Raw genomic sequence first — 18,625 nt, 5'->3', positions numbered from 1 at the left:
GTCGGCTCAGGGCGCTCGTCCCGGCCGGCCGCGGCGGCCGCCCCCCCCGACCGCTCGGACGCGCGACACCCAGGGGCCGCGAACACGCCGCGCCCGCGCGGCAAATAAACACAGGGTTCCCCTCGTGCCGCTCATCGGGCACATCTAGGGTGGTTGGGTACACACCCGGTATGCACGCGCCGCTGCCGTGCGTTCATCGCCGCCAGTATTGCCGCCGTCGACGAAACCAATGTCAGGAGAACCTCGGTCGTGTCAGTCACAGACGACATCCGCGCCCTCACTCAGCCGAATCACCCGGACGACTGGACGGATCTGGACACCAAGGCCGTCGACACCATCCGAGTGCTCGCCGCGGACGCGGTGCAGAACGCCGGAAACGGGCACCCTGGCACCGCGATGAGCCTGGCGCCGCTGGCGTACTCCCTGTATCAGCGCACCATGCGGATCGACCCGAGCGACCCGAGCTGGGTCGGCCGGGACCGCTTCGTGCTGTCCTGCGGTCACTCCAGCATCACTCAGTACATCCAGCTGTACCTGGCCGGTTTCGGCCTGGAACTGGATGATCTGAAGAACCTGCGCAAGTGGGGCTCGCTCACCCCGGGCCACCCCGAGTTCCGGCACACCGACGGCGTCGAGATCACCACCGGCCCGCTGGGTCAGGGCCTGGCCTCCGCGGTCGGCATGGCGATGGCGGCCCGCCGCGAGCGCGGCCTGTTCGATCCGAACGCCGCGGCAGGCGCCAGCCCGTTCGACCACTTCATCTACGTGATCGCCTCCGACGGTGACATGGAGGAGGGCGTCACCTCCGAGGCGTCCTCGCTCGCGGGCACCCAGCAGCTCGGCAACCTCGTGCTGATCTACGACGACAACAAGATCTCCATCGAGGACGACACCACCATCGCGTTCACCGAGGATGTCGCCAAGCGCTACGAGGCGTACGGCTGGCACGTCCAGGTGGTCGAGGGTGGCGAAGATGTCGTCGCCATCGAGTCGGCGCTGGCCGCGGCCAAGGCGGAGACCGGCAAGCCGTCGATCATCGTGCTGCGCACCATCATCGGCTACCCGGCGCCCACCAAGATGAACACCGGCGCTGCGCACGGCGCCGCACTGGGTGCCGACGAGGTGGCCGCCACCAAGAAGGTCCTCGGCTTCGATCCGGAGCAGAGCTTCGAGGTCGACGCCGCGGTCATCGAGCACACCCGCAAGGCCGTCGAGCGCGGCAAGCAGGCGCACGCCGCCTGGCAGCAGCAGTTCGACGCGTGGGCGCAGGCCAACCCGGACAACAAGGCCCTCTTCGACCGGCTCGCCAAGCGCGACCTGCCCAAGGGCTGGGCCGAGAGCCTGCCGACCTACGACCCGGATCCGAAGGGTGTCGCCACCCGCAAGGCCTCCGGCAAGGTGCTCGCCGCGCTTGCCCCGGTGCTGCCGGAACTGTGGGGCGGCTCGGCCGACCTCGCGGAGTCCAACAACACCACCATGTCCGGCGAGAGCAGCTTTGGCCCCGAGTCGATCTCCACCGGCATGTGGAAGGCCAACCCGTACGGCCGCACCCTGCACTTCGGGGTGCGTGAGCACGCCATGGGCGCGATCCTCAACGGCATCGCGCTGCACGGCCCGACCCGCCCGTACGGCGGCACCTTCCTGGTGTTCAGCGACTACATGCGTCCCGCGGTGCGCCTGGCCGCGCTGATGCGCGTGCCCGCCATCTACGTGTGGACGCACGACTCCATCGGCCTCGGCGAGGACGGCCCGACGCACCAGCCGATCGAGCACCTCGCCGCGCTGCGCGCCATCCCCGGCCTCAACGTCGTCCGCCCGGGCGACGCCAACGAGACCACCTACGCGTGGCGCACCATCCTGGAGCGCGACAGCAGCGAGCACACCTCGCACTTCTCGGTCTCCGAACTGCCGCACCAGGACGGCCCGTCCGCGCTCGCGCTGACCCGCCAGGATCTGCCGATCCAGGAGGGCACCAGCTACGAGGGTGTCGCCAAGGGCGGCTACATCCTCGCCGAATCATCCACCGGCACTGCGCAGGTGATCCTCATCGCTACCGGTTCGGAGCTGCAGCTCGCCGTCGATGCCCGGACTACGCTGGAGGCGCAGGGCATCGGTACCCGAGTGGTTTCGATGCCGTGTGTGGAGTGGTTCGACGCGCAGGACAAGGCGTACCGGGACGAGGTGCTCCCGCCCGCGATCCGCGCTCGGGTCGCCGTCGAGGCAGGTATCTCGATGCCATGGCACCGGTTCGTCGGTGACGCGGGCGAGACCGTCTCGATCGAGCACTTCGGTGCTTCCGCCGATCACAAGACCCTGTTCCGCGAGTTCGGATTCACCGCCGACAACGTCGTTGCCGCTGCGCAGCGCACACTCGAGAACGTGAAGGGATAAGCGCTCATGGCACAGAACGCGAACACCGCCGCCCTCTCCGCGGCAGGCGTATCCGTATGGCTCGACGACCTGTCCAGGGATCGGATCCAGTCCGGCAACCTGGCCGAGCTGATCGAGACCCGCAGCGTCGTCGGGGTCACCACCAACCCGACGATCTTCCAGGGTGCACTGAGCAAGGGCCACGCCTACGACGGACAGCTGAAAGAGCTTGCCGCCCAGGGCGCGGACGCCGATGCCGCGATCCGCACCATCACCACCGACGACGTGCGCTCGGCCTGTGACGTCTTCGCCGGCGCGTTCGAGGCGTCCAACGGCGTCGACGGCCGCGTCTCCATCGAGGTCGATCCCCGCCTGGCGTTCGACGCGGACAAGACCGTCGCGCAGGCCATCGACCTGTGGAAGACGGTCGACCGGCCGAACCTGTTCATCAAGATCCCGGCCACCGAGGCGGGCCTGCCCGCGATCACCCGGGTGATCGCCGAGGGCATCAGCGTGAACGTCACGCTGATCTTCTCCGTCAAGCGCTACCGCGCGGTGATGGGCGCCTACCTCGACGGGCTGCGCGGCGCCAAGACCGCGGGCCACGACCTCGGCAAGATCCATTCGGTCGCTTCGTTCTTCGTGTCCCGGGTGGACACCGAGATCGACAAGCGGCTCGAGGCGATCGGTTCCGACGAGGCGCTCGCGCTGCGCGGGCTGGCCGGAATCGCCAACGCGCGCTTGGCTTATGCCGAGTACCAGGACGTGTTCGACGGTGGCGCGCACACCTCGACCTACAACCACCTCGCTGCCGCGGGCGCGAATCGGCAACGGCCGCTGTGGGCTTCGACCGGTGTGAAGAACCCGGAGTACTCCGACGTCATGTATGTCACCGAGCTGGTCGGCCCGAACACGGTGAACACGCTGCCGGAGAAGACTTTGGAGGCGGTCGCCGACCACGCCGAGATCCGCGGCGACACGCTCAGCGGTACCGGCACGGCCTCACAGGAGGTATTCGACAAGCTCGCCGCCGTCGGCATCGACCTCGACGACGTGTTCGAGGTGCTGGAGCGCGAAGGCGTGGACAAGTTCGAAAAGTCTTGGGCGGAACTGCTTTCCGCCACAACCGAAGAGCTGTCCGCAGCAGGGAAAAACTGACGACGATGGCCGGCCCCAAAACCCCGACCTGGCAGAACCCGCTGCGCGACGAGCGGGACAAGCGGGTACCGCGCATCGCGGGCCCGTGCAGCGTGGTGATCTTCGGTGTCACCGGTGACCTGTCCCGGAAGAAATTGATGCCGGCCATCTACGACCTCGCGAACCGGGGGCTGCTGCCCCCGGGTTTCGCGCTGGTCGGCTTCGCCCGACGTGATTACGCGGACGAGGACTTCGCCAAGGTAGTGCTCGACTCGGTGAAGACGCACGCCCGCACCCCCTTCCGCCAGGAGGTCTGGGACCACCTGGCCGAGGGCATCCGCTTCGTGCAGGGCAGTTTCGACGACGACACGGCCTTCGCCAGCCTCGCCGACACCTTGGCGAAGCTGGACAAGGACCGCGGCACCGGCGGCAATCACGCGTTCTACCTGTCGATTCCGCCGAACATGTTCCCGGTGGTGCTCAACCAGCTCTCCGAGCACGGACTCGCCCAGCCGACCGCCACCGACGCCGCGGGCCGTAAGCCGTGGCGGCGGGTGGTGATCGAGAAGCCGTTCGGGCACGATCTGGAAAGCGCCCAGGAGCTCAACGCGCTGGTCAACGGCGTGTTCCCGGAGGAGACGGTCTTCCGCATCGACCACTACCTCGGCAAAGAGACGGTGCAGAACATCCTGGCGCTGCGTTTCGCCAACCAGCTCTACGACCCGATCTGGAACGCCAACTACGTCGACCATGTGCAGATCACCATGGCCGAGGACATCGGATTGGGCGGGCGCGCAGGCTATTACGACGGCATCGGCGCGGCCCGCGACGTGATCCAGAACCACCTGCTGCAGCTGCTCGCGCTCACCGCGATGGAGGAGCCGATCAGCTTCCAGCCCAAGCAGCTGCAGGCCGAGAAGATCAAGGTGCTTTCGGCCACGAAACTCGTTGAGCCGCTGGACGAGACGACCGCACGCGGGCAGTACGCGGATGGCTGGCAGGGCGGCGAGCAAGTGGTCGGCCTGCTGAACGAAGAGGGCTTCGACCCGGAATCGCGCACCGAGACCTACGCCGCGATCACCCTCGAGGTCGACACGCGCCGCTGGGCCGGCGTGCCGTTCTACCTGCGCACCGGAAAACGGTTGGGGCGCAGGGTCACCGAGATCGCGGTGATCTTCAAGCGGGCGCCGCATCTGCCGTTCGACCAGACGATGACCGAGGACCTCGGCCAGAACGCGCTGGTGATCCGGGTGCAGCCGGACGAGGGCATCACCACCCGGTTCGGCTCGAAGGTGCCGGGGTCGAGCATGGAAGTGCGCGACGTCAACATGGATTTCAGCTACGGCGAGGCGTTCACCGAGTCCTCCCCCGAGGCCTACGAACGGCTCATCCTCGACGTGCTGCTCGGAGTTCCGTCGCTGTTCCCGGTGAACGCGGAGGTCGAATTGTCCTGGGGCATCCTGGATCCGGTGCTGGAGCGCTGGGCCGAAGAAGGTAAACCCGAACCGTACGAGGCGGGCACCTGGGGTCCGTCGTCGGCCGACGAGATGCTCGCCCGCACCGGGCGCGAATGGCGGCGGCCGTGATCATCGACATTCCCAACACCACCACCGGCGAGGTCACCAAGCGGATCGTGCAGCTGCGCGAGAGCAACGGCGTGATCACCATGATGCGGGTGCTCACCCTGGTGGTGTGCACGCTGGACAGCTCCGAGGCCGAGGACGCCATCGACGCCGCCAACGACGCCAGCCGCGAACACCCTTGCCGGGTGGTCGTTTTGGCGCGCGGCGATCGAGACGCCGAGACCCGGCTGGACGCCCAGATCCGGGTCGGCGGTGATGCGGGCGCGGCCGAGGTGATCGTGCTGCGGCTGCAGGGTGAGCTGATCAATCACGAAAGCAGCGTCGTCATCCCGTTCCTGCTGCCGGACACCCCCGTGGTGGCCTGGTGGCCGCGGGGCGCCCCGGAGTTCCCGTCCAAGGATTCGGTGGGGCGCTTGGCGACTCGGCGCATCACCGACGCCACCTTCGCCGCCGACCCGCAGGCCGCGATCAAGAAGCGGCTCGCCTCCTACGCGACCGGCGACACCGATCTGGCCTGGAGCCGAATCACCTACTGGCGCGCGCTGCTGGCCGCCGCGCTGGACGAACCGCCGTTCGAGCCGGTGGACTCGGTGCTGGTGTCCGGGCTGCGCGACGAACCGGCGCTGGACACCCTGGCCGGTTGGCTCGCCATCCGCCTCGGCTGCCCGGTGATCCGCCGTTCCGGCGCGCTGCGGGTGGAGATCCACCGCCCGTCGGTGTCGGTCACCATCGAACGCCCGCAGACCGGGCGCACTGCGACACTGACCCGCACCGGCGATCCGGATCAACGAATCGCCCTGGCGCGCCGGGAAACTCGCGACTGCCTGGCCGAGGAACTGCGCAGGCTGGACGCCGATGAGATCTACGCCGAGGCGCTCGCCGGAATCGAGAAGGTGACCTATGAGTGAGTCCGCCAGCGACACCGTCGAAGTCCACATCGATACCGAATCGCTGGTCGCTGCCGCGGCGGCCCGGTTCGTCGAAGTTGTCGTCGCCGCCCAAGCCGCGCGCGGCACCGCCTCGGTCGTGCTGACCGGCGGCGGCACCGGCATCGGACTGCTCGAACTGGTCCGCAAGTCCCCCGGCGACATCGACTGGTCCAACGTCGACTTCTTCTGGGGCGACGAACGTTTCGTGCCCGCCGGTGATGCGGAACGCAACGACCTCCAGGCCCGCCAGGCCCTGCTCGACCACGTCCCGGTGGACCCGGCCCGGGTACACCCGGTCGCGGCCTCCGATGGCGAATATCCCGACCCGATCGAGGCCGCCGCCGAATACTCCACGGCCGTACACGCCTACCTCGCCGAACACGGCTCCTTCGACCTGCACCTGCTCGGCATGGGCGGCGAAGGCCACATCAACTCGCTGTTCCCGCACACCGACGCGGTCCGCGAGGAACACGAACTCGTTGTCGCCGTAACCAATTCCCCCAAGCCCCCACCGGTCCGCGTCACCCTCACCATCCCCGCCATCCGCCGCACCCGCCACGTAGTGCTGGTCGTCGGCGGCGCGGCCAAGGCCGACGCGGTCGCCGAAGCCATCTCCGGCGCAGACCCCGTCGACATCCCCTCCGCGGGCGCAGTCGGCCTCGAATCCACCACCTGGCTGCTCGACCAAGACGCCGCGTCAGCCCTGCAACTCCCGGACTGACCGCCGGTTCGGGCAGGCGCTCGCGCCCATCGCATAGGGACGATCCGCCTCTCCTCGAGACCGGCACTCAGCCGAAAGTCACTACCGGCACCCACAACTGGTGCGGGTCGCAACTGAGTGCGGCTGTTGCCAACTGCGGCGGGCATCCGTGCAGGGGCCGCCGCGTCCCGCTCGACGCAACCCTCCAGGTTGCCGCCCACCGAACGGGACGCGGCGGCGGAAAATATCAAGTCAGCCTGCCTCCACATCCCACTCGACACACCAACCCCAGGCTGCCGCCCACCGAACGGGACACGGTGGCGGAAAACATCGAGTGGGCCCACCACTATGTCCCATTCGGTGCACCAGCCTCGGGTTGCCGGTCGCCGAACGGGACATGGCGGTGGACATCGAGTGGTGCTGTCACCATGTCCCATTCGGCGACTGCCTGAGTTACCGTCCGGCGGACTGGTCACAGCGGAGACCGACATTGTGGCCGGGTCTGGTGCCTCCAGCGGCTGCCGCCAACACCGCGAAGCTGTTCGGCATTCAGCCCTGCGCGCCGACCATTCGCATGCGATGAGCTCGTTACACGGGAATTAGTCCGGCGAGACCGTCGATGACGCGCAAAATCATCGGATGACCGATAAGCTGGCGCGAATGAGCGAGCGGGACGCGAACCCCGGATCCAGCCCGGGCAAGGTTCTTGATGATCGATTTCGGGCGGCGGTCGGTGCGCTGACGCCGGGGCGTGCGGCAGTGGACGACATAGCACCCGGGATCACCGGCGAGGTCTTGCTGGAGTTGTTCGAGTCGCAGGCGACGAGCAGGCAGCTGGATCTGGCGGCTCGGCAGTTGGGGGCGAGTAAGCGCGGGTATTACAGCATCGGGTCGTCGGGGCACGAGGGGAATGCGGCGCTCGGGCTGGCGCTGCGGGTGACCGATCCGGCGCTGCTGCACTACCGGTCCGGCGCGTTCTTCGTGCAGCGCACCCGGCAGGTGCCGGGCCTCGACCCGATCCGCGACGTGCTGCTCGGCATCGTCGCCGCGGCGGCGGATCCGATCTCCGGTGGGCGGCACAAGGTGTTCGGCAGCAAGCCCGCCGCCATCATCCCGCAGACCTCGACCATCGCCTCCCACCTCCCCCGCGCGGTCGGTCTGGCGTTCGCGATCGATCGTGCCGCGCGACTGGGCATTTCGAGTGAGTGGCCGTCGGATGCGGTGGTGCTGTGCAGTTTCGGCGACGCCTCGGCCAACCACTCCACCGCGGCGGGCGCGATCAACGCGGCGATTCACACTGCCCGCCAAGGCGTTCCGCTGCCCATCCTGTTCCTCTGCGAGGACAACGGCATCGGCATCAGTGTCCCCACCCCGACGGACTGGATTCAACAGGCCTACGGCTCCCGCGCGGGCTTGGAGTATTTCGGTGCCGACGGCTGCGATCCAGTTGACGCACTGACCACTTCGACCGCGGCCGCCGCCTGGGTCCGCGAACACCGCAAACCCGCGTTCCTGCACCTGCGCACAGTCCGCCTGATGGGCCACGCCGGTTCCGACGTCGAAGCCGCCTACCGCCGCCCCGCCGACATCGCCGCCGACCTCCTCCGCGACCCGGTCACCGCCACCGCCCGCCTGCTCGTCGCCACCGGCACAGCCACCCCCACCGAGGTCCTCGCCCGCTACGACGACATCGCCCACCGCGTCACCACTATGGCCGAAACCGTCTGGCGCGAACCGAAATTGACGTCCTCAGCCGCGGTGCTGGCACCACTCGCTCCCTCCCACCCTGCGCTGATACGCGCGGACGTGCTTCGAGGCGACACAAAACTGGGCGACTCGGCGGCGCCCACGGCCGGACGGCCTACGGTCGAAGCCCTGTCCAACACCGCGGCACCCACGACCGGACGCCCTCCGGTCGAAGCGCTGTCAGGCACGGCTGTGTCACCGCATAGGTCGACAACCGGCGCGACCGGCACCGCAATTGCACAGAATGCCACGCAACCGGGCAGCCTCGGAGCGTCGACTGACCCGTCAGAAAGTACTGCGCCCCAGGCGGATGCATTGCACACCGATGCCGCACGCGACACCCCCGTGCCGCAGACTATGGAACAACGCGCCATGAATCATGGTGTGGCGACGCCGGATCCGATGACGCTCGGCCAGGCGATCAACCGCACCCTGGCAACCCTGCTGACCCGCGACCCCGACGTGCTCGTTTTCGGTGAGGACGTCGGCCGCAAGGGCGGCGTGTACGGCGTAACCAAGGGTCTGCAGAAGCAGTTCGGCAAGCGTCGCGTGTTCGACACCCTGCTCGATGAGCAGAGCGTGCTCGGGACCGCGCTCGGCACAGCACTCGCCGGTTTCATTCCGATCCCCGAAATCCAGTACCTGGCCTACGTACACAACGCCGCCGACCAGCTGCGCGGCGAGGCCGCCACCTTGTCCTTCTTTTCCGCTGGGCAGTACCACAATCCGATGGTGGTCCGCATCGCCGGCTACGCCTACCAAAAGGGTTTCGGCGGCCACTTCCACAATGACAACTCCATCGCCGCCCTCCGCGACATCCCCGGCGTCATCGTCGCGTCTCCCGCCCGCGCCGACGACGCCGCCGCGCTTCTGCGCACCTGCGTCTCCGCCGCCCGAGTAGACGGCCGCGTCTGCGTCTATCTAGAGCCCATCGCCCTCTACCACACCCGCGACCTGCACGAACCAGGCGACAACGCCTGGCTCGCAGCACCTTCCGACACCACCCACGCCGAAATCGGCCGCGCCCGCGTCTACGGCGACGGTACCGACCTCACCATCGTCACCTTCGCCAACGGCGTCCCCATGAGCCTGCGGGTTGCCCGCCGCCTGGCCGACCGAGGCGTCCGAACCCGAGTCCTCGACCTCCGCTGGCTCTCCCCCCTCCCCTTGGACGACCTCCTCCAACACGCCCGAGCCACCGGCCGAGTCCTGATCGCCGACGAAACCCGCCACAGCGGCGGCGTCTCCGAATCAGTCTGCGCTGCCCTCATCGACGCAGGTTTCGAAGGCCGCATCTCCCGAGTAACCAGCGAAGACACCTTCATCCCGCTGGGCCCCGCCGCCGACACCGTCCTCCTCGACGAAGCAAAGATCGAAACCGCCGCCGGAAAACTGCTGGCGGAGTGAACATGTCAGGCCACCACGAGGACACTGTCCCTGAAGAACACCTGCGATACCGGCAATACCAGCAAGCCTTGGCTGCCGTAACCGACGCGGACGAACCGGAACTCGTGGCCACCGTCCTACGCGACCCCGATCAGGCCATGGCCCAGTCAGCCGTGTCGGAGCACCTGAATACCCGTGCGGCGCAACTAATTCAACTCGGCGCCCGCCAATTCGATCAATGGGCTGTCGATATCACCGACCAGGTCGCCGACCACGACTTCCTGATCCGCCGCCTAAAGGAATGGACCCTCCTGAAGTCGATCACCCTGAACCACCCCTGGACCCCCGAGGACCTCCTCGCCACCACCAACTGGTTCCAACGCAAGGCCGCCGACACCGTAACCTCCCGCGCCGCCCTCACCCTCCTAGCCGCCCAAGCCCGAACCCAACGAGTCCGCACCACCGCCAACCTCCGACTACACCCTCGCACGCCTCGCAATCCGCACCCTGACTCGGGATCTGCACTCGGAATAGGGCCCTAATCTCAGTGCGGATCCCGAGTCAGAGTGCGGATCCTGTGCGCGTTCGTCAGCCCAGGTGGACGGGGAAGGCGGCCAAGTCGTTTTGGGTGAGGACTGGGAGGTTGCGGATTTCCTCGTCGGGCACCGCGAGGCGGAGGGTGGGGAAGCGTTCGAACAGGGCTGGTAGGGCGATGCCGGCTTCCAGGCGGGACAGGGCGGCGCCGGGGCAGATGTGCGGGCCGTGGCCGAAGGTCAAGTGGCGGTTGGCGGTTGAGCGGGTGATGTCGAAGTCGTCGGAGTTCTCGCCGTGTACCGCAGTGTCGCGGCCGATGGCGCGGTAGGACATGACAACGCCCTCGCCCTTTTCGATCACGGTGTCGCCGATGGTGATGTCCTCGGTGGCGAAGCGCATCAGGAGGTGGCTGACGGGGCTGTCCCAGCGCAGCGTTTCCTCGACGACCTGCTTCCACTCGATATCGCCGGAACGGACCTTGTCCAGCTGTTCGGGCCGGGCCAGCAGGGCGCGCACGGCGTTGAGGATGAGGCCGACGGTGGTCTCGTGACCGGCGGCGACCAGCGCCTTCAGGTTGCCGACCACTTCCTCTTCGGTCAGCGGCTCACCGCCGTCGGCGGCCAGGATGAGGGCGCTGGTGAGGTCGTCGGTGGGGTTGGCGGTCTTCTTACGCACCAAATCGGTGTAGTAGACATCCATTTCATCGATCACCCGCAACCGCTCGTCCTGCGGTGTGACCAGCGAGAAGAAGGCTTTGTACCAGGTGAGCAGCATCGGATGATCGGCGCGATCCACACCCATCAGCTCACCGACGACACGCATCGGCAGCGGGTACGCGAAGACCTCTTTGAGATCAACGACCGCATCGCCGCTGCTCGAGGCGCTGAGATCGTCCAGCAGCTCGGCGGTCAGCCGCTCGACGACGGGCCGGATATCCGCTAGTCGGCGCGGCGACAACGCCTGCGTCGTCTTGATCCGCAGCCGCCGATGCTCGGCACCGTCCACGGTGAACATGGACCGACCGGCGTCGATCATGCCGATCAGCGGCCACTGCCGCGTCACCACACCGGAGTTCCACAGCGACCAGCCGCTGATGTCCTTGATCAGCCGAGGATCGACGAGCAGCTGCCTGGCCACGGCATGCTCGGTGATCGTCCAGGCCGGCACGCCGAGCAGTTCGATCCGCGCGACCGGACCATTCGCGCGCAGATAGCTGGTCTCGCCAGCGAGGTCACCGACCATCGGATCGATGGCGAATGGACATGTTTGGGTCACTGGGTACCTCCGACTGCACGAACTGGGGTGAAACGAACCGGCAAAGACGTCATGCCGCGCAGGAACGCCGACGGGCGGCGCACCAGATTCTGCGCGGGAACCATGAGATCGATATCGGGCAGCCGATCGAGGAGCACCTCGATGCTGGTCCGCGCGATGATCTCGGCCAGTTGCTGTGCCGGGAACGGGCACCGGTACTCGCCATAGCTGAACGCGAAGTGCGCACTGTTACCCGTGTGCGCGGGCTCGACACCGTCGACCAGGTGTTGGCGCACATGCGGATCCGCGTTGGCGGCGGCCAGGCCGAGCAGCAGCATGTCCCCCGCCCGAATCACCTTGTCCGCCAACCGGGTATCGCGCGCCGCCCAGCGCCCGGCGAGGATCTGGGTGGGCGTGTCCTCCCACAGCACCTCGTTCATCGCCTCGCCGACGCTGCGCCGCCCGCCGCCGAGCGCCGCGGCGAACCGATCGTCGGTGAGCATGAGCCGCACCGAGTTTCCGATCCAGTCGGCGGTCGGCAGATGCCCCGCGGCGGTGACCGCCATCAGGTCCTGCACGTACTCTTCGTCGCTGAACGGACCGGGATGCGCCAGCATCCGCGACACCAGGTCGTTGCCCGGTCGCGCCTTCTTCGAGGCGAGCACCTGCTGCATCTGCTCGTAGTACCGCCCGTACGCGGCTTGCGCGTCGGCACCACCGTCGGCGAGCGCCTTCATGCTCCACGCCAGGCGCGGGCCGTCCTCGTCGGGGAAGCCGAGCGCCCAGGCGAGCGCGAGCACCGGCATCGCCACCGCGAACTCCGCGACCAGATCCGCCTCGCCCCGGCCGCAGAACCCGTCGATCAGCCGGTCGGCCAATTCCTCACAGGTGCGGCGCAATTCGAACGGATCGACCGACTCCAGCGCGGGCTCGACCATCGCCACATGCCTGCGATGCTCGGCACCGGCGGTGAAGTAGATCGACGGCCGCGGCTGCCCGACCATCGGGAGCAGCGGCCAGTCCTCGGGAATGTTCGGCCACTGGTTCCACAGGCTGACGTCACGCGGGAACAGCTCCGGATCACTGGTGACCTGATGCAGCTCGCGATAGCCGATGACCAGCCAGGCCGGAACATTGCCCGGCAGCTCGACCGAGACGACGGGGCCGTGCTCGCGGCGCATCTCCCGGTAGAGATGCTGCGGATCGGTGTGGAAACGCGGGCCGCTCAGCGGTACCGCGCCGGTCTCCGGATGGACCGGGCAGCCGCCGGTGGCAGCCGATGATGCTGCGCTCGAGATGGTCATGACGCGGTCTCCGCTCGCGGTGCATCGGCATAGATGTGCTCGACCAGGCTGATCAGCACGCTCTTACAGGATTCGCGCGACCTGGCGTCGCAGTCGACCAGCGGCACCTGCGGATCCAGGTCAAGGGCGTCGCGGACTTCGCCGAGTCGGGAGGGCCCGCCGAAGTTGTTGCACGCCACCACGAATCGGGTGTGCTGGGCTTCGAGGCGGTCGATGGCGTACCAGGAGTCGGCGATCCGGCGCTGGTCGACCAGCACGATCGCGCCGAGCGCACCGGAGAACAGCCGGTCCCAGAGGAAGAAGAAGCGTTCCTGCCCCGGCGCGCCGAACAGGTAGAGCACGTTTTCGGCGTCGATGCTGATCCGCCCGAAATCGAAGGCGACCGTCGTCGTCGACTTGCCCGGCGCGCCGCTCGGATCGTCGATGCCGATGCCCGCGTTGGTCATCGTCGCCTCGGTGTCGAGCGGGCGGATCTCGCTGACCGCGCGGACCATGGTGGTCTTGCCGACCCCGAAACCGCCGACGATGACGATCTTCAGTCCCTGGCGGGTTGCGCTGTTCAGCGGTGCGTCAGCACGGGCGGGCCGAGCGTCAAAGGTTGCGGAGTCCAACGAGCACCTTCTCGAGGGTGGTGGAGTCGGGCACCGAATTCCACGGCGCGTCAGGGTAAGCGGGGCCGTTGCTGGGGTGCCGGACGGTGATCTTGCCTGCGTGCAACAGGTCCGACAGCAGGATGGTGGCGATGCCGACCGGGATGCGCAGCTCGGCGGCGATCTCGACGACCGCGGTGGGCGCGCGGCACATGTCCAGGATCGCGACGTGCTCGGACTGCATGCCCTGGGTCGGATCGCATTCGCTGACCACCAGGGTGACCAGGTCGAAGCTGTCGGAGTCCGGTTTGCTGCGTCCCCCCGTCAGTGTGTAGAGCCGGTCGGGATCGTCGTCGCGCCCTGGCCTGTTCACGACACGCTCGCTCCCCCGACTCGTGGCTTGGACGCGAGATGATGGCCTAGCTGCTCGACCAGCTCCCGCATGTTGTGCCCGACCAGGCCGGCGTCCGCGTCCTCGGCGGCAACCACCGCGATGTGCGCAGCCAGACCGGCCTCGACGATGAACAGGATGCCGCCGTAGAACTCCGTCATCGACTGGCGCACACCGCCTCTGCCGTCACCGAATTCGACGGAGGCGCCGTGCGACAGGCTCTGGATGCCCGCGGCGATGGCGGACAACTGGTCGGCCTTGTCCATGCTGAGTTCCGGGGTGTGGCAGATCTTGAGGCCGTCGCCGGAGAGTAGTAGCGCGTGGCGGGTGCGCGGGGTGCGGGCGAGCAGTTGCTCCAGCAGCCAACTGAGTTGCGACGGAACAGACGTTGTCATCGATCATTCTCCACGGCAACGGTAGGGGACGGGGAAGGTGTTGCGGCAGCGGAGTTGTCGGTGTCACGACCGGCCAACGCACGCTGGAACGCACCGAAGGCCGCCGGTGTCGACGCGGGCGGGGTCGCCGCGGGCGCGTCGAGCGAGGGTAGAGACAGGCCGGCGGGATGGACCGCAGCCAAGGTGCTGCCGCGGCGCCGTTTCGGCAGGCCCATGCTGGTGTGCTCGGCGGCGGGCTCGGGCAGCGCCGCGGGTTCCGGCAGCGCCTGTTCGGCGGCCAGGGGTGTCGGCGCGACGGGCTGCGGTGCGATGGCGACCCGCGAGGTCGCGCTGGGCAACGTCGCGGTCGGTATCGCCGGATTGGTGGCGAGTGCGGCCGGTTGTGAACGGTCAACGCGCGCAGTGAGATCCCGCGGCACCACCACGACCACCGCGGTGCCGCCGATGGCGGAGGGCCGGTAGGACACGGTGAGACCGTGCTTGCGGGCGAGGTGTCCGACGACCGCGAGACCGAGCCGCGTGCCGCTCAGCGACGACAGGTCCGACGAGCGCTGGCCGCGCCCGTCCTGGGCGTTCGACACGGTCTGTTCGGCGCGGCGCAGCGCCGATTCGCTCATCACCAGGCCGCTGTCCTCGATGGTGAGCACCACGCCCGCGGGCACCTCGGCGGCGTAAACGTGCACCTCGGTGGTGGGCGGGGAGAAATTACAGGCGTTGTCGAGCAGTTCGGCCAGCGTGTGCATCACGCCTTCGGCCGCGTGACCGGCGATGGCGATCTCGGCGATAGCGCGCAACCGGACCCGCTGATAGCCCGCGACCCGGCCCATCGCGCCACGCAGGATCGACTCCATGGCAATGGGTTTGGCCCAGCGCCGCCCGGATCGGGCGCCGCTGAGTACAGCGATGCTGTCGGCGAGGCGGCCGGCCTGCGCGGTGCGATGGTCCAGGTGCAGCAGGTCGGCGAGCACCTTGGGATCGGCGTGCCGATGCTCCATTTCGCGCAGTTCGGCGAGCATGCTGGTGGTCATCGCCTGCATGCGGCCCGCCGCGCCGGCGAACGCGGCCATCGCCGCGGACCGGCGGCTGTCGCTGCTCTTCGCTTCCCACGCGTGCACGCCGGCGGCCTCGCTCGCGGCCGCCATCCTGGCCGTGGCCTCGACGGTGATCGCCGCCGCGGACTCCCGGGCCCGCCGGGCGGCACCGCGATAGTGCACGGCCGCAGTTGCGGTGGCGCACAACGCGATAGCGGCTGTCACCGCGCCCGCAGTCAGTGGGATGCGGAAGTCGGTCGGCGCGTAGTACACCGCGATCACCACGACGACCGAGGTGATCGCGGCGCAGGTGAGCAGGGCTAACAAAGGCATGCGCAGACGTCGAAAGAGTGGTTCCCGACGCTCGCCTTCCGGCGCATTCAATGACTGTGACAAGTTCCGTACTTTCGCACTCACGTTCACGACGAAGGCATGCTCTACGAGTCCCGACCCCTCCTGCGCGGTTCGGGCTGCACCAAATGTACAGACCACCAACCGGTTCCGCATCTCGGCGAACGCATCTAATATGCGGTATTAGCAAGATGCACAATAGTTGTATTGTATTGCGCTACTTTATTTTTCAACGATGGTTGCGAACCGGCTTGCTACCGATCGGTAGTTCTCCGATCATCGCTTCGTCATACAGCGGTCACACTGCCGCCGTCCACCGTCCTCGTCGAGGCAACGTCGAATCCCGTGTTGGCACGCCGGACCCGTATCCCCACGATTCGGATTCGACCAGGGAATACTGGATACACAGTTGCGATGACGACCAGCGGCGGAGGGCACGGGATGACGATGATGTCCATGCTCGGCGAGGTTCGGCCGGAGCACGATCGCGCGGCGGACGGCGAACTCGTGCTCCTGCACTATCTGCGATCGTTTCGTAAGCCGGTGCTCGAGGTCTGGTCGGCGGCGACCGATCGCGGGCAGTTGGCGCGGTGGCTCGGCGCGGTGTCGGGCGGCAGCGGGAATCTCACGATCGAACCGATGGATGGTCCGGTGTCGCGTCCCGTTGCGGTTCGGGTCGGGCACTGCCAGGCGCCGCACGAGTTGATTGTGCACATCGACGGCTGTCTGCTGGAGATCCGGATGACTCAGGTCGGCGTGGTCACCAATGTCGAGCTGGTCCGTCGTCATGTCAGCGCCGCCGACGCGCGCGAAATCGGCCCGCGCTGGCAGTACCTGCTGGATCGTCTCACCGCCTACCTGGACTACCAACCGCTGCCGCAGTGGGCCGACTACCCGAAGCGGGAAGACGAATACCGCTGAGCTCCACCTTCTCCTGGGTCGCACTCGGCCGCTGCCGAGTGCGGATCCCGAGAACGGTGCGGATCTCCGCGGTCCTCAGACGAAGAAGCCCGCGATCCCCCAGCCCGGCCTGGCCTGGGCCTCGCGAATCCACTCCATGCACGATTCGATCGCGGCGAGTACCTCGTGGTCGATCTCCTCGCGTTGCTTCGGCGTGGTCGATTCCCATTGCACCAGCGCCTCCGCGCATTGCTCCGGAGCCCATTCGCCGTAGCCGGGTAGCTCCTCCGGCTCCGGGAGGGCGGCGGGTAGCGCGTGGTAGACGAAGTCGGCGAGGCTGATCGCCTTGATGCCGAGCTCGGCGAGCCCCTCGTCGACCTGTTCCAGCCAACTGCCGCGGAACGGCGAGAAGTAGCGGTTGTCCAGGAATCGGCCATAGAACTGGCAGATCGTTTGATACGCGTACGCGTATTGGAAGCCGTAGCCCTGATCGAACGGCCCACCGTCGATGACCGCGCGCACGGCGTCGTACCGCGCCGGGGCGCCGTGGGCGATCTCTTCGGCGAACCAGTCGTCGGCATGCGCCAATTGCGCTTTGAACCGGCCGCCGATCATCCGCCGGAGCTTGTCGTCCCGCGACCCGATCGCGGCCCTGACCCTATCTAACTCGACGACGTAAACGCTCAGGCTGTAACTCATGATCGAACATTAGCGACACCCACCGACATGAACGCCGCACCAGCCGAGGGCCTTTGGCACCGTCACGCCGAACAGTCTGTGACCACACTCGGCAGTGGAGCCAGGTTCCGGTCGCGAACAAAGAGTGCGAACCCCAACCCCGTTGCGATCGCAGTTGCGCTGCCGGACAACAGGAATGCCCGACTGACACCGAAATCGGCGATGGCCATCCCCGCCACGGCCGCGCCGAGCCCGGCTCCCCCATTGCATGCCACGTTGACCAGAATGGCACTGTGGGTCTTGGCGGCAGCTCCCTCGGCAAGGGCGTCGGCCAGCAGGTATACCGTCATGACCGCGGGACCGATCGCAGCACCCGCCAAGACCAGCAGCGCAATCGCGAGGCCTAGTCCGTGCGCCGTGGCAACCAGCGCGGCAACCGATCCCAGCAGCAGTGCGAGAACGATCAGCCGCGCCGAGGCACTCACGTGCCAGTCCCGACGACCGTAGAGCAATGCGGCGACCGCGCTGCCCAACGCCAGAATGGCGAGCAGCCCACCCGCGAGCGAGGCGCGACCGGCCTCGGTCGCCAAGGCTGGTACCGCCACTTCCATCGCACCGATCGTGAACCCGACCCCCGCGAACACCACCAGCAACCACCGAATTCGCCTGGCCACCATCACGAGCTTCCCGCCGCCGGCGGTGGCCCCAGCGGATTCCAGACGCCCCTTCTCCGCCGCTGAAGCCATCAGCAACCCGCCCAGGACACACACCGAACCAGCGACCAGCACCGCAACGCCAGGCCCCGCCAACGCCACCGCGCCCGATGCCACCAAGGGCCCGACGACGAGCGTCGATTCCTCCATTACCGAGTCCAACCCGAAGGCACGAGCAACCCACTGCCGCGGCAGTTTCCGTGACCACCCGACGCGCATCAACGCACCGAATGGTGGTGCACTGCAACCCGATAACGTCACCAGCGCGGCCAACACCCAGGACCGGTCGCTATGCGCGGCCGGTACCAGTGCCACCAACGCGGATCCGCTGACCAGTGACAACACCAGCAGCGCCGCACTGTGCCCGACCCGAACAGAAATCCAGGACCGAACCGGTCCCGCCACCACCATGCTGATCGCGTACCCCGCCATCGTGAGACCCGCGACCGAGAACGATCCCGTGGCCTGCTGAATGAACAGCACCACCGCGACCGGGATCATCCCCACCGACATTCGGCCGACGAACGCACCCGCGAACAGCAACGGAATACCACGCGGCCGCAACAGATCCAGATAACCGGGGGAACTCTCGCCGGTCGCCGACTGACTCACGATTCCGCCCTCCCCGACGAA

At 67.7% G+C, this 18,625-nt stretch carries 16 protein-coding genes; 8 read left to right on the top strand and 8 right to left on the bottom strand.

What is annotated here, in order from left to right; translation table 11 throughout:
- Positions 1–249: 249 nt before the first annotated feature.
- From tkt to ABZ942_RS43045, 7 genes are all read left to right on the top strand, one after another.
- Positions 250–2,391, top strand: a complete 2,142-nt coding sequence (gene tkt, locus ABZ942_RS43075; protein ID WP_357392053.1) for a transketolase — start codon at positions 250–252, stop codon at positions 2,389–2,391.
- A 6-nt stretch (positions 2,392–2,397) separates the two neighbouring features.
- Positions 2,398–3,528, top strand: a complete 1,131-nt coding sequence (gene tal / locus ABZ942_RS43070; protein ID WP_357392052.1) for a transaldolase — start codon at positions 2,398–2,400, stop codon at positions 3,526–3,528.
- 5 nt (positions 3,529–3,533) lie between these two features.
- Entirely contained in the window at positions 3,534–5,093 is a 1,560-nt protein-coding gene (zwf, locus tag ABZ942_RS43065) for a glucose-6-phosphate dehydrogenase (RefSeq protein WP_357392051.1), read from the top strand.
- On the top strand, positions 5,090–5,998 hold the full coding sequence (gene opcA / locus ABZ942_RS43060) for a glucose-6-phosphate dehydrogenase assembly protein OpcA (RefSeq protein ID WP_357392050.1): 909 nt from the start codon (positions 5,090–5,092) through the stop codon (positions 5,996–5,998). Before zwf ends, opcA begins: the two co-directional genes overlap by 4 nt.
- Positions 5,991–6,740 carry a 6-phosphogluconolactonase gene (gene pgl, locus ABZ942_RS43055; RefSeq protein ID WP_357392049.1) on the top strand — a complete coding sequence of 250 codons (750 nt, stop codon included), beginning with the start codon at positions 5,991–5,993 and terminating at the stop codon, positions 6,738–6,740. Before opcA ends, pgl begins: the two co-directional genes overlap by 8 nt.
- Before the next feature lie 618 nt (positions 6,741–7,358).
- Complete coding sequence (locus tag ABZ942_RS43050) at positions 7,359–9,872, top strand: thiamine pyrophosphate-dependent enzyme (RefSeq protein WP_357392048.1); 2,514 nt, start codon at positions 7,359–7,361, stop codon at positions 9,870–9,872.
- Positions 9,873–9,874: 2 nt separating this feature from the next.
- On the top strand, positions 9,875–10,393 hold the full coding sequence (locus tag ABZ942_RS43045; protein WP_357392047.1) for a hypothetical protein: 519 nt from the start codon (positions 9,875–9,877) through the stop codon (positions 10,391–10,393).
- A 46-nt stretch (positions 10,394–10,439) separates the two neighbouring features.
- Here the strand turns inward: ABZ942_RS43045 and ABZ942_RS43040 are convergent, their stop codons facing one another.
- The 6 genes from ABZ942_RS43040 to ABZ942_RS43015 are packed head-to-tail and all read right to left on the bottom strand — an operon-like array spanning position 10,440 to position 15,683.
- Entirely contained in the window at positions 10,440–11,660 is a 1,221-nt protein-coding gene (locus ABZ942_RS43040) for a cytochrome P450 (protein ID WP_357392046.1), read from the bottom strand.
- Positions 11,657–12,943: a cytochrome P450 gene (locus ABZ942_RS43035; protein ID WP_357392045.1), complete on the bottom strand. Its 1,287-nt coding sequence runs from the start codon at positions 12,941–12,943 to the stop codon at positions 11,657–11,659. The genes ABZ942_RS43040 and ABZ942_RS43035 overlap by 4 nt, the downstream gene beginning before the upstream one ends.
- A complete protein-coding gene (locus tag ABZ942_RS43030; protein ID WP_357392044.1) occupies positions 12,940–13,554 on the bottom strand; it encodes an ATP/GTP-binding protein in 615 nt (204 codons plus the stop codon). Before ABZ942_RS43030 ends, ABZ942_RS43035 begins: the two co-directional genes overlap by 4 nt.
- Positions 13,535–13,906, bottom strand: coding sequence for a DUF742 domain-containing protein (locus tag ABZ942_RS43025; protein WP_357392043.1), 372 nt, complete (start codon positions 13,904–13,906; stop codon positions 13,535–13,537). Before ABZ942_RS43025 ends, ABZ942_RS43030 begins: the two co-directional genes overlap by 20 nt.
- Entirely contained in the window at positions 13,903–14,319 is a 417-nt protein-coding gene (locus ABZ942_RS43020) for a roadblock/LC7 domain-containing protein (RefSeq protein ID WP_150408408.1), read from the bottom strand. Before ABZ942_RS43020 ends, ABZ942_RS43025 begins: the two co-directional genes overlap by 4 nt.
- Positions 14,316–15,683 (bottom strand): ATP-binding protein, encoded by a 1,368-nt coding sequence (locus ABZ942_RS43015; protein ID WP_357392042.1) that lies wholly within the window; start codon positions 15,681–15,683, stop codon positions 14,316–14,318. The genes ABZ942_RS43020 and ABZ942_RS43015 overlap by 4 nt, the downstream gene beginning before the upstream one ends.
- A gap of 432 nt (positions 15,684–16,115) precedes the next feature.
- Between ABZ942_RS43015 and ABZ942_RS43010 the strand changes: the two genes are divergently transcribed.
- Positions 16,116–16,622: a hypothetical protein gene (locus ABZ942_RS43010; RefSeq protein ID WP_357392041.1), complete on the top strand. Its 507-nt coding sequence runs from the start codon at positions 16,116–16,118 to the stop codon at positions 16,620–16,622.
- Positions 16,623–16,697: 75 nt separating this feature from the next.
- Here ABZ942_RS43010 and ABZ942_RS43005 read toward each other — a convergent pair whose 3' ends face one another.
- Both ABZ942_RS43005 and ABZ942_RS43000 read right to left on the bottom strand, forming a co-directional pair.
- Positions 16,698–17,300, bottom strand: coding sequence for a hypothetical protein (locus tag ABZ942_RS43005; RefSeq protein WP_357392040.1), 603 nt, complete (start codon positions 17,298–17,300; stop codon positions 16,698–16,700).
- Between the two features lie 62 nt (positions 17,301–17,362).
- Positions 17,363–18,604, bottom strand: coding sequence for an MFS transporter (locus ABZ942_RS43000; RefSeq protein ID WP_357392039.1), 1,242 nt, complete (start codon positions 18,602–18,604; stop codon positions 17,363–17,365).
- Positions 18,605–18,625 lie beyond the last annotated feature (21 nt).

The sequence above is a fragment of the Nocardia sp. NPDC046473 genome (assembly GCF_040645995.1).
GTDB lineage: Bacteria > Actinomycetota > Actinomycetes > Mycobacteriales > Mycobacteriaceae > Nocardia.
Note: the sequence above shows the minus strand (reverse complement) of the source record. Positions and strands in the feature narration are given on the sequence as shown.